This window comes from Nocardiopsis codii (assembly GCF_036327455.1).
Lineage (GTDB): Bacteria > Actinomycetota > Actinomycetes > Streptosporangiales > Streptosporangiaceae > Nocardiopsis > Nocardiopsis codii.
Map to the genome: position 1 here is coordinate 347,654 of NZ_JAUZMY010000002.1, position 11,275 is coordinate 358,928.

Below are 11,275 nucleotides of genomic sequence, written 5' to 3' on the forward strand. Positions count from 1 at the left end.
AACTGCCGGACCGGTGGACGGGACCGGCCGCGGGTCCGCTGGAGGGGCCGAGGCGCGGGGCCTGCCGACCGTGGCGAGGCGGGGCGGGGACCGGGGCACCGGGTTCACGGGTGCGGGGGCCACCGCAGAGGTACCGCGTCAGCGTCTGCTCTGCGGGATCGCCTCGCCGGGAGCCGACTCGGGGGCGTGGTCCCTGGCGAGCACGAACCCGGCGAACGCGACCAGCAGCAAGGCGCACACGACCGCCAGGGCGGCGGGGATCAGGGGCACCATCCCGCGCAGGCGGAGCGGGCCCTCGGGCTGCACCGGGAACCCGTTCCGGTCGAAGTGGTCGGCGCGCGCGGCCACGTGCGCCCGGTAGCCGTCGAGCTCGGGCCCGCTCATCCCGTTGAGCACCCGGACCGGCACCAGCGCCGTGTTCTCGGGCATGGACATCCCGTCGCCTCCCGGTACGAAGACCCGGTCGGCCGCGATGCGCCGTGCGCACTCCGCCTCGGCCAGGGCGTGCAGCCACTCCCCCAGGTACTCGGCGTCCGCCAGCCTGCCGATGTGCGCGCGGGCGGCGATCAGCGTGTCCCTGAGCACCACGTGCGCCGCGTCGCGGTCACGAAGGACCAGGATGCAGCGCCTGTAGAGCTCCTCCCCGTAGGCGTCGAGGAGCCTCGCGTAGGCGTCGGCCGACGGTATGCGACTGGAGCGCAGGGCGTGGAGGAGATCCTGGTCCGTCATAGACCAAGAATGTACGCGGCGTGAGGAACGGTGCCTCCCCCTTTGTCGAAAGACGTGCCGTTACCGCGCCCCGCCCGTCGAACCGAAGGAACCGGGGCGCACGAGTCCCTCAGTCCCCGTCCCGGGGGCGCCGGGGTTCCGGGGGGCGGGGGGTCCTGGGAGCGGTCGGGGACGGCCTCCGGTTGCGTACGCGCAACCACAGCAGCACGAAGGTGAGCACGGTCAGCGCGGCGACCAGGACGGACGCGCCCGGTCCGAGGAACCCGAGCGCCATCACCGCGGCGGCCGCGACGACGAGCGCGCGTACGAGCACACGCGCCCACAGCCCCGGTGTCTCGGGGTTCAACTGTGCCTTCTGGGGACGGATGCCATCACGGCCGCTCCTGTCACTACCGCTGGGGGATGGTGCCCGCTCCGGCGGTGTTCGCACGCCGTACTCGGGCTCCACATGTCACCACCGCGCGGCGCAGCCCGCAACACTCCCGGCGGAGTTCCGGGGTGAGGTGGCCGACACGCGCGATTCCCGACGATGGCTTGACTCCTCCCGGACTTTGCTGGTGTCCTTACACCTATGTATCCGCGCACCCGCACCGACGCCACGGCTCGCACGGCCCCCGGGGCCTCCTGCCACCTGGCCTGTGCGGCGTGTCCGTGTTGTCGTCGCTGAGCCGATTCTGAGGCGTCTCCGTACGCCGCCGCTCGACCGCGTGCCCCTCCGTGCAGCCCACCTCACCGTGTGGCCCGGACACGGGGCGCATCCCGCAGGGTGATTTCCGTCTCCACGCACGTGCGCGGGGACTCCGCACCTGCCGCCCGGCCCGCCGGGACCCACTGACGACATCCGCGCGTTCCCGCATACCCGGGCGCGCACACGTGAAAGATCCTCTCACGATGCCCCAGCGCACTCTCGCCGCCACTGCCGTTCTCCCCTCCGCCGACACCTCGGTGACCGCCGCGACGGCTCCCGCCGCCCGGCGCCCCTCCGAGCCCCGGACCGTGGCCGACGGCCCGGTCTCGCTGGAGGGGATCGGCGACGTGGTGGACGCCGGACGCCCTTCCGGCTACGCCCACCTGGGCGAACGCCGTCTTCCCACTCTGGGCCGCCTGGTGGCTGCCGCCCGGGGCGCCGCGTCGTCGCTGCGCCGCCCCACCCTGTGGCCGACCCGGCGGGGTCACTGGCAGCCCGCGCCCCGTGCCGCCCGCCGGCACGCGAACGGCCGGCTGCGGGTGACCACGGTGGCGCTCGAACCCAACAGCTTCGTGTCGGGTCCGGCCGATCACTCTGCCCGACCGCACGGCATGGAGGTCCTCTACCTGGTCAGCGGTCGCGCCCATCTGATCGCGTCGGCCCCCGACGGGCAGATGCGGTCGGCGTCGGAGCTGTCCGAGGGCCGGGCCCGGGTGGTCGGGGCGCACGGGGGTCCGTCCGGACGCGGGCACCACTTCCTGGTGAACACCGGTGACGAGGTGGCCGTCGTGGTCCGGGTGACCGCCTGAGCGCACACGCGTGCCCTTTGCCGAAGCCTCCGGCCCCGTGCCGCGGTTCCCGAGCCGTGCGGGCGCGGCCCCCGTGGACGGCCCCGGGCGGGATCGCTCAGTCATCCGAGCCCCGCTCGTCGGTGGCCGCGCGGAGCGCGGCGTCGACCGCCTCGACCGCCCGGAGAACCCCGGCCATGCGCTGGCCCTCCGCGAGGTAGGCGTTCATCACCTGGTCGAGCGCGTGCGGGGGCAGGTGGTCGCGCAGGTCGACCCGGGCGGTCCGGTACCCCTCCCGGGCTGCCTCCAGTGCCGCGGAGACGTACTGGCGGGCCAGCCGGGAGAGGGCGACGGGGTGACGACGCAGGACCCCGTGCAGCCGGTAGTCGGCGGGCACGTGGTCGAACAGCCACACGAGTGCGGTCTGTTCGAAGGAGTCCGACCCGGGCGGGTGAACACTCGCGGGCCAGTCCGGCGTCAGCGGCTGATCGGGCATGCTCCCCAGCATACCCTTTTGTCGAAAGTGTGTTCGATTCAGTGATGGGTCAGTCGGCGGCCTCCGACGCCTCGGTCGTCTCCTCCTCGGCGGACTCCCGCCTCTCCAACTCGACCCTGATGGCCTGCTCCGCCGCGTCGACGGCGGCTCTCGCGGTGATCGCGTTCGTGTGCGCGCGGTCGAGCTCCTCCAACAGAATGCAGTCGAAGGAGACCCTGGCGTCGTGGATCGCGGCTTCCAGCTGGCGTGATGCCTCTTCCAAACTCATGCCCCTCCCCTCCCCAGAAGAAGGCCCTCGCACACACGCGCCCCATCCGCACCGGCCTCACCGCCCCCGCTCCGACTGTCGCAGAGCCGCTCTACGATGGATCGTCGTCGCTGCTCACAGCAGTGGCGATCATCCGGCCGAGAGGAACCCATGCGCAACCGATACCCCGGGACATGCACCACCTGCCAGGTCGCCGTCGGCACCGGCGAGGGCGTCGTCATCAAGGGGGACGGCCGCTGGCTCACCTACTGCGCCGACCACGAGCCGCGCCCGGTGCCCCCCTCCCGCGGCGACCACACCGGCTGGCACACCACCCCCCTGCTGGGCTTCGACTCCGAGACCTCCTCACGCGACCCCGACACGGCCTTCCTGGTGTCGGCCGCGCTCGTGGACCGCGAGGGCAAGGCGCACACCTGGCTGGTGAGCCCCGGCGAGCGGGAGATCCCGGCGGGCGCCGTGGCGGTCCACGGCATCACCACGGAGCGGGCCCGCGCCGAGGGGCGCCCGGCCGCGGAGTGCCTGGAGGAGATCGCCCAGGCCCTGACCGGACAGCTCGCCTCCGGCCAGGGGCTGGTGGTCTTCAACGCCCCGTACGACCTCCGGGTCCTCTCGTGCGAGCTGCGGCGGTACGGCCTGGCTCCCCTGGAGGAGCGCCTGGGCGGCCCTCCGGCGCCCCTGGTGGACCCGTTGGTGATCGACCGCGGAGTGGAGCCCTACCGCAAGGGCAAACGCAACCTGGGCGCCATGTGCGAGTACTACGGGGTGCGGCTGACCGACGCGCACACGGCCTCGGGCGACGCCTCGGCCGCACTCGCCCTGGCCGAGGAGATCGGCGCCCGCCACCCGGAGCTCGCCTCGGCGGGCCTCCCGGAGCTGCACCGGCGCCAGGTCGACTGGGCCCTCGCCTACGCCCGCAACCGCCAGGAGTGGATGGACCGCAACAAGCCCGACCACGGGACCGTGGTCGACGGCACCTGGCCCTGAGCGCCCCGTCCCCTGATGTGCGGAACCCCGCCGAACGGGTACGCCCCCTGACGGAGCGCACACCTCACAGGGGGCGACATGGTCTATCTCATCCTGGTACTGCTGGCGATCTGGCTGGTCCTCACCATCCTCGGGGTGGTGGTCAAGGGGTTGGTCTGGCTCGCCGTCCTCGGCGCGATCCTGTTCGTCGCCACCGCCGTGTGGGGGTGGATCCAGAACCGGCAGCGCGTCGGATGACCCCCGTCACGGGAGTCCGCGACCGCCGCCGGGAACCCTCCGGGCCGCGCGCGCACCGGGTCTGCGGGCTCCCGGCGCAGGGCGGGCCCGACCTCTCAGGTCAGTACACCTAGGGCGTGTTCTGTGGATGCTTTCGGTTGACTCGGCGCTTGCGCCGATCGACGCGAGCGGCTTCCAGGCCATCTCTCGCAAGACGAGTAGCGCAGGTCAGCCCGGGTTTGGCTGTCCAAGCGCAGTCGGCGCGGCGAGAGGCAGCCTGGGGGACGCGAGCCCGGAATGATCCGCGGAACGCGGCCTAGCCCTCCAGGGCCGGGCGGGGCCCCGCCCCGTCGTCGCCGAACTCGGCGACGATCCGGCGGGCGCGCACATCGTCAGCACCCAGGCGTTCGCGGACCATCCGCACCGCCTCCTCGGCCCGCCCGAGGACGACCAGCTCGTGCACGCGGGTGCGCAGGGACGGCGGCAGCTCCTCCCGCGGTCGCGGCGCGGGAACGTACCCGCCGACGTGCTGATCCGGCTCCATCCGAGGCGAGCGTGCCGGAGGTTCCTCGACCACGAGCCGATCGTTCAGGTAGGACATCACACGCCGCAACGCGTAGGATCCCCCGGCCAGCACGATGATGGCTCCGAGCAGTGCGAACAGCATGAACATCAAGCTCATGGCGTGCACCTACCCACGTTTCCGGCGACACAGCCCCTCGCCCCGGGCACACGGGGTAATCATCCGTTGACCAAGGGCGGCGTCCTCGGAGCCGAAAAAGCCGACCGGGAGCGCTGCGGCGCCGCAGCCGGCGCGCGGGTGGCGAGCGCCCGGGAGCCGACCGACCGGAGCCGGCGGCCCGACCCCGGACACGCGTCAGGCCCGCCCGGGTTTCCCGGACGGGCCTGACATCGGAGCCGCCTATCGGAATCGAACCGATGACCTATTCATTACGAGTGAATCGCTCTACCGACTGAGCTAAGGCGGCACGACGCCGCGTGTCGTACGCGGCGAAGCGGTCCCCAGTCTAACGCCTTCCGACGGGTGCCGCGTACACGTTTGCGGTCATCTCGTCCTCCGCGCCGGGGCCGGGGACCGGGGCGCACGAGGCGCCTCGGTCCCGGCCGGTCAGGCGCAGGCCATACCGTCCTCGGGAACGGTCAGGTCGATCAGGTAGGCGTCCACGATGTCGTCGACGCACTGGTCGCCCATCCGGTAGGCGGTGTGGCCGTCGCCGTCACGGGTCACCAGGAACCCGGATTCCAGCTGACCGGCGAGCGCCTCAGCCCACACGTACGGGGTGGCGGAGTCCCGGGTGGTGCCCACCACCATGATCGGGTCGGCCCCCGCGCCGTCCAGTCCGGTGGTCGGGGTGACCGCCTCCTCCGGCCAGTACGCGCACGGCAGGGCGCCCCAGGCGAGAGTCGGGCCGAAGATCGGCGACTCCTCCCCGGCCTCGACCGCCGCCTGGACGTACGCGTCGACGTCGCGCGGACTCGGCGAGTCCGAGCAGTTCACCGCGATGAGCGCCGCCGTGGAGTTCTCGTAGGCTGCCGAGTCCCCGCGGCTGTACAGGTCGTCGCCGAGCTGGAGCAGCACGGTGCCGTCGCCATTGTCCATCGCCTCGGTCAGGCCCTCGCGCACCCGGGGCCACCAGCTCTCGGTGTACAGGGCGGCGAGGACGCCGAGTTCGGCGCGGGCCCGGTTGACCTCGCGGTCGTCGACGCTGTTGGACAGCGGCTCCGCCGCGGTGTCGGCCAGGAAGTCGCTCAGCGCGTCGACCCCGTCCTCCACACCGTCCCCGGAGCCGCCGAGCGGGCAGTCCTGCTGCCCCAGGCAGTCCTCGACGAAGGCCCGCAGCGCCGTCTCGAACCCGGTGGCCTGCGCCACGCTCAGGTCGAGCTGCTCCTGGCTGGGGTCCACCGCGCCGTCGAGCACGAGGGCGCGGACCCGGTCGGGGAACTCCTCCGCGTACTGGGCGCCGATGTGGGTGCCGTAGGAGGCGCCCAGGTAGGTCAGCTGCTCGTCTCCGACCAGTGCGCGCAGGATGTCCATGTCACGGGCGACGTTGACGGTGCCCATGTGGAGCATCAGCTCGGGCGCGTTGGCCTGGCAGGCCTCGACGAACCCGCGGCTGTCCTCCTCCAGCTCCGCCAGCTCGGCGTCGGTGACCTCGGACATGTCGCCGTCCCCCTCGACGTTGTCCACGCCTCCGAGGAACGCGTCGAGCCCTTCGCTGTCCAGACAGGTCAGCGGTGAGCTGCGGCCGACGCCGCGCGGGTCGAACCCGACCACGTCGAACCTCTCGCGCACCGCGTCGCTGACCGTGAAGGCCGCGTGGTCCACGTAGTCGTAGCCGGAGCCGCCCGGCCCGCCGGGGTTGACCAGCAGGGAGCCGATGCGGTCGCCGCCCTCGGAGGGGAACCGCTTGACCGCGATCTCGACCCGCTCACCGCCGGGCTCGTCGTAGTCCAGGGGCACCTCGTAGACCGCGCACTCCGCGCCGTCGGGCCCGCTGTCGCACTCGCCCCAGGCGAGTTCCTGGTCGGTGAAGTCGGCCAGTGCGGGGTCGGTGGTGGCGACGTTCCCCTCCTCGGGGGCGTCCTCCCCGCCCGTGCACCCGGTCGCCAGCAGCACCGCACCGGCCAGTGCCGCCGCCAGTGCCCCCCGAACTCTCGTCGCCACGGATGTCCGCCCTCTCGTTACCGCCGACCGGTGGTCGGCGCGTCGTCGGCGCCGCACCGGCCCGGCCGTGCGGCATGTCGTCCCACAGCCCAGGGGGCGTGTCCTTCGGAGCGTTGTCGCTCACGGCCGGGGGCCGTGTCTGCCTACGCCGGCCGCGCACTGCCGACCGGTCCCGGGGCGTCCCGCGTGAGCGGTCCTCCAGGGGTCCGGGGCGCCCGTCCGCGTCGGCCGGCGTACTGCCGGGGCGCCAGAGGCGGCCCGGGTCACGCGCCCCCACCGGCCAGGAGGGCGGAGGTCATGGCCTCCATGGCGATCTGGGGGTGCACGTTCGCCTCGATGCGCCCGCGGCACTCCATGATGGCGTCGATCCGTCGCAGTGTGGTCTCGGGGGCGCTGGATCGCGCCACGCGCTCCAGGTCTCCCGAGCGCTCGCCGGTGGACAGCTCGACCGCGGCACCCAGTTGGAGGGCCAGGACGTCCCGGTAGAAGGCGGCGAGGTCGAGCAGGGCGCGGTCGTAGGAGTCGCGTTTGATCCGGGTGGCCCTGCGCTTCTGCCTTTCCTCCAGGTCCTTCATCGCGCCGGCGGACCCCCGCATGGCCTTGGCCACGCCCTTGCCGGTGGAGCCCTCGCCGAACGCGGTTCTGAGCTCGTCCTTCTCCTTCTCGTCCAGGGCCGTGGTGAGGGCCTTGGAGTCCTCCTCGGCGATCTCGTACAGCCGGGCGGCGGAGGTGACGCACGCGCCGAGCCCGTCGAGCCGGGCGGGGATGGACAGCACCTCCTCCCGGCGCCTGCGCGCCTCGGGGTCGGTGGCCAGCTGCCGGGCCCGGTCGATGCGGCCCGCGGCGGCGACCGCGGAGGCCTGGGCGAGCACGGGGTCGATCCCGTCGCGCTGGACGAGGGAGGCCACCAGCTCCCGGGTGCCGGGGGTGGCGAGGGTGACCAGTCGGCAGCGGGAGCGGATGGTGACGAGGAGGTCGTCGGGCGCGGGCGTGCACAGCAGCCACACGGTGCGCGGGGAGGGCTCCTCCACCGCCTTGAGCAGGGCGTTGGAGGCGGCCTCGGTGGCGCGCTCGGCGTCCTCGAACAGCACGATCCGGAACCGGCCGCCGGAGGGTTTGGAGCCGGCCCGCAGCACCAGGTCGCGGGTGGCGGCGACACCGAAGCTCAGTCCGCTGGGGCGCACGTACAGCAGGTCGGGGTGGGTCCCGGCGAGGACCTGGTGGCAGGAGGGGCAGTGCCCGCAGCCGCCGTCGGGGCACTGGAGTGCGGCGGCGAAGGCCCAAGCGGCCTCCGAACGGCCCGAGCCGGGCGGCCCGGTGAACAGCCAGGCGTGGGTCATCCCCGTGCCCCGGCCCCCGGCGACGAGGTCCGACGCCCCGGCCACAGCCCTCCGGAGCTGGCCGACCGTGGCCTGTTGGCCGATGAGGTCGTCGAAGACCGTCACGCTTCCCCCCGAGAACCACCGCTGATGTCTGTTCTCAGGATAGGAGCCGCCACCGACGCCCGGGCCGTTGTCCACAGGCTCGCGCGGGTGGATAACGTGGTGCCGTCCCGGTCGAGCACGCCCGCTCCGCGTACGGCCACCGCGGCGGTCCCACCGGTCCTCCGCGATCCCACCCCACACCTTCACCCTGTCCCCGCAGAAGATCCGGAGCGATCCCCCTTGACGCATCCCCCCTCACCGCCCCCCGGCCCCGGCACGAACCCCGGCCCGGGTGGGGCTCCTCCCCTCTCCCCGACGACGGCTCCCCCTTCGGAGGGGGGTCGGGCCGACCCTCGTTCGCCCCGCCCGAACCCCCGAGAACCGGGATGCCCGCCTCCGACCGGATCGGCATCGTCGTCCTCGGCTGCGTGATCGTCGCCCTCGTCGCCCTCGTCGCGGTCGCGGTCGCCGTCCTCCTCCCGGGCTGACGGGTCCCCGGGCACGCCCCGTCCGTGCGCGCCCTCCTCCGGGGCCGGGAGCGCACGGACGCGGGGCGGCGGTTCTCGCGGCCCACCCGTGGGGCCGGGCCGGTGTCAGCGACCTCCTCGCGGATCCGGTCGGCGACGGCGCTCCCGACCGCGGGCCCGGGCCGGGCCCGCGGGCTCCCGGGCGGGCTGCGGCACGGAACGGGGGAGGCCCCGGCGGTCATCCGCCGGGGCCTCCCCCCGTCAGCGCGTCCCGGCCCTCCCGGGCCGGGCGCCGCCGCTCAGTCGTTCCTGATCACCGGGATCATGCCCGTGACCGCCTCGGCGCTGCTCGGCACCGGGTCGGGCAGGAGGGAGCGGACCCGCCGCTGGATCTCGCGGGTGACCTTGTCCTGCGGTTCGCGGGCGTCGAGCACCAGGTAGCGGTCGGCGTCGGCCTTGGCCAGGTCCAGGAAGCCCTTGCGGACCCTGGAGTGGAACTCCACCGACTCGGCCTCGATGCGGTCGGCGGGGCCGCCCAGGCGGGACAGCCCCTCCTCGGGGCGCACGTCCAGCAGCACCGTCAGGTCCGGGACGAGGCCCTGGGTGGCCCAGGAGCTGATCTCCCGGATGTCGTCGACGGACAGGTCGCGGCCCGCACCCTGGTAGGCGAGCAGGGAGTCCACGTAGCGGTCGCTGATGACGACCGCGCCGCGCCGCAGCGCGGGCAGGATCTCCTGCTCGACGTGGTCCGCCTTGTCTGCGGTGTACAGCAGCACCTCCGCACGCGGGGTGATGTGGGAGTTCTCCCGGTCCAGGAGCAGACCGCGCAGGCGCATGCCGAGCTTGGTCGCACCCGGCTGGCGGGTGCCGATGACCTCGAAGCCCTGCTCGCGCAGCCACACCGTCAGCTCGCGCACCTGGGTGGACTTGCCCGCGCCCTCGCCGCCCTCGACCACGATGAACGCGCCGGAGTGCGCGGACGGCTCCTCCTCGCCGTCACTGACCGCGACGCCCCGCAGGGCGGCGAGCAGTTCGGGGAGCAGGCCCGGGCCGGCGTCCGGGTGGTCCTTGTTCATCAGGCGGTAGCAGACCAGCGCCACGACGACGACCAGAAGGCCCGAGGCCATCAGGACGACACCGCCGCCGCGCAGGTCGTAGGTGAGCGGACCGACCGGGATCTCGTAGTCGCCGATGAGGCCGGCGGCCAGCGGGGCGAGCGCCATGGCGACCAGCAGCGCGACGCGGGCGGTGCCGTGCACGAAGGCGACCGCCGCCGCCCGGTTGTCGTCCTCGACCTCGTCGTCGATCATCGTCAGGCCGGTGGCCCAGGCGATGCCCGCCCCCACACCGAGGAGTCCGGTGAGGAGGGCGACGAGCACCGTGTCCGCGACGGCGCCCGCGAACAGCAGGGCCAGACCGGAGAGGGCGATGCTCAGGCCGAACAGGCGCCTGCGGCTGAACTGCTTGAGGATGCGGGGCCCGGAGATCGCCCCGAGGGCCATCCCCGCGAAGGCGGAGGCGAAGACGACGCCGAAACCGCCGTTGCCCGCACCCAGGGCCTCGAGGTGGACGCGCGCGACGCCGATGACGGCTGCGCCGCCCGCGATCGAACCGAGCAGGCCCGCCACGAGGCCGCGGGGCAGCGGCTCTCCGCCGGGGCGCCGGCCCGTCGCCACGACGCGCAGGATCCCGCTGTCGCGGGTGTCGCTCTCGCTGTCCCTGGAGGTCTTGTGCTTGGGGATCGGCAGCACGCCGACGACGATCGCCGCGACGAAGAAGGTGAGGCCGTTGAGGTAGAGGGCGATGTCCGCCTCGGGGCTCGCCATGGAGGGCAGCAGCGCGCCGAGCACGTTGCCGATCGAGGCGAGCGCCGCGAACAGCAGGGCAGCGACGGGGGCCGTGCCGTAGGTGGTGAGCAGGTTCAGGCGGTCGGCCTGGGCCACGAGCTTGCGGGGGACCAGGGTGGGGACGGTGGAGTCCTTGGCGGGAGTCCAGAACAGGGCGACGAGTTCCGCCAGCAACGTCGCGATGAGCAGCCACCCCAGGGCGAAGCCCGGGGAGAAGAGGCCCACGAGGGGGATCGAGACGTACAGGACGCCGCGCAGGACGTCGGTGACGACCATCGTCCACTTGCGGTCGAGGCGGTCCGCGACCGCCCCGGCCAGCGGGCTCAGCAGGATCGGCGGGGCGAGCTTGATCACCACGACGCCGCTGAGGGCCAGGTACTGCACGAGCGGGGGACCGCCGGCGGTGAAGATCGCCGCCAGGGACATCAGGGCCAGCAGGCTCAGCCAGTCGCCCAGGCTGGACAGGGAAAGCGAGATCCACAGCCTGCGGAAGGGTGTGATCGCGAGGACGTTTCGCGCCTCGACTGGCGCTCCGGGTGCAGATCTGCTCATAGCGCTCAAGATTATCGGTGAGGGGGAAAGGGAACGACGGACACGGGATCCGTCCCATGATTCGGTGGGTGACGCCAGGGAGCGCACACGATTCTGCGCCCTCGTGAGTCACGCCCACACTAGTACGGAA

11 protein-coding genes and 1 tRNA gene are annotated in these 11,275 nt (G+C 73.2%); 3 read left to right on the forward strand and 9 right to left on the reverse strand.

Annotated features, from left to right (window positions below):
- Positions 1-138 precede the first annotated feature (138 nt).
- Positions 139-729: an RNA polymerase sigma factor gene (locus Q8791_RS03420; protein ID WP_330090058.1), complete on the reverse strand. Its 591-nt coding sequence runs from the start codon at positions 727-729 to the stop codon at positions 139-141.
- Between the two features lie 109 nt (positions 730-838).
- Positions 839-1,075, reverse strand: coding sequence for a hypothetical protein (locus Q8791_RS03425; protein ID WP_330090059.1), 237 nt, complete (start codon positions 1,073-1,075; stop codon positions 839-841).
- 545 nt (positions 1,076-1,620) lie between these two features.
- Here Q8791_RS03425 and Q8791_RS03430 point away from each other — a divergent pair.
- Positions 1,621-2,226 carry a cupin domain-containing protein gene (locus tag Q8791_RS03430; protein ID WP_330090060.1) on the forward strand — a complete coding sequence of 202 codons (606 nt, stop codon included), beginning with the start codon at positions 1,621-1,623 and terminating at the stop codon, positions 2,224-2,226.
- Positions 2,227-2,323: 97 nt separating this feature from the next.
- On the opposite strand, the gene Q8791_RS03435 is transcribed toward Q8791_RS03430, so the two are convergent.
- Together Q8791_RS03435 and Q8791_RS03440 are read right to left on the reverse strand one after the other, a co-directional pair.
- Positions 2,324-2,713: a hypothetical protein gene (locus Q8791_RS03435; protein WP_330090061.1), complete on the reverse strand. Its 390-nt coding sequence runs from the start codon at positions 2,711-2,713 to the stop codon at positions 2,324-2,326.
- A 37-nt stretch (positions 2,714-2,750) separates the two neighbouring features.
- The gene (locus tag Q8791_RS03440; RefSeq protein ID WP_330090062.1) at positions 2,751-2,969 is read right to left on the reverse strand and encodes a hypothetical protein; all 219 of its coding nucleotides are present in this window, start codon (positions 2,967-2,969) and stop codon (positions 2,751-2,753) included.
- A gap of 150 nt (positions 2,970-3,119) precedes the next feature.
- On the opposite strand from Q8791_RS03440, the gene Q8791_RS03445 reads away from it, so the two are divergent.
- Together Q8791_RS03445 and Q8791_RS03450 are read left to right on the forward strand one after the other, a co-directional pair.
- The gene (locus Q8791_RS03445) at positions 3,120-3,953 is read left to right on the forward strand and encodes an exonuclease domain-containing protein (RefSeq protein ID WP_330090063.1); all 834 of its coding nucleotides are present in this window, start codon (positions 3,120-3,122) and stop codon (positions 3,951-3,953) included.
- 78 nt (positions 3,954-4,031) lie between these two features.
- The gene (locus Q8791_RS03450) at positions 4,032-4,190 is read left to right on the forward strand and encodes a hypothetical protein (RefSeq protein WP_330090064.1); all 159 of its coding nucleotides are present in this window, start codon (positions 4,032-4,034) and stop codon (positions 4,188-4,190) included.
- Positions 4,191-4,485: 295 nt separating this feature from the next.
- On the opposite strand, the gene Q8791_RS03455 is transcribed toward Q8791_RS03450, so the two are convergent.
- From Q8791_RS03455 to tmk, 5 genes are all read right to left on the reverse strand, one after another.
- The gene (locus Q8791_RS03455; protein ID WP_330090065.1) at positions 4,486-4,851 is read right to left on the reverse strand and encodes a hypothetical protein; all 366 of its coding nucleotides are present in this window, start codon (positions 4,849-4,851) and stop codon (positions 4,486-4,488) included.
- Between the two features lie 234 nt (positions 4,852-5,085).
- A tRNA-Thr gene (locus tag Q8791_RS03460) sits at positions 5,086-5,158 on the reverse strand.
- Between the two features lie 140 nt (positions 5,159-5,298).
- Positions 5,299-6,855, reverse strand: coding sequence for an alpha/beta hydrolase (locus Q8791_RS03465; RefSeq protein WP_407941947.1), 1,557 nt, complete (start codon positions 6,853-6,855; stop codon positions 5,299-5,301).
- Positions 6,856-7,118: 263 nt separating this feature from the next.
- Positions 7,119-8,300, reverse strand: coding sequence for a DNA polymerase III subunit delta' (locus Q8791_RS03470; RefSeq protein ID WP_330090066.1), 1,182 nt, complete (start codon positions 8,298-8,300; stop codon positions 7,119-7,121).
- A 745-nt stretch (positions 8,301-9,045) separates the two neighbouring features.
- Positions 9,046-11,145, reverse strand: coding sequence for a dTMP kinase (gene tmk / locus Q8791_RS03475; RefSeq protein WP_330090067.1), 2,100 nt, complete (start codon positions 11,143-11,145; stop codon positions 9,046-9,048).
- Between the last annotated feature and the right edge of the window lie 130 nt (positions 11,146-11,275).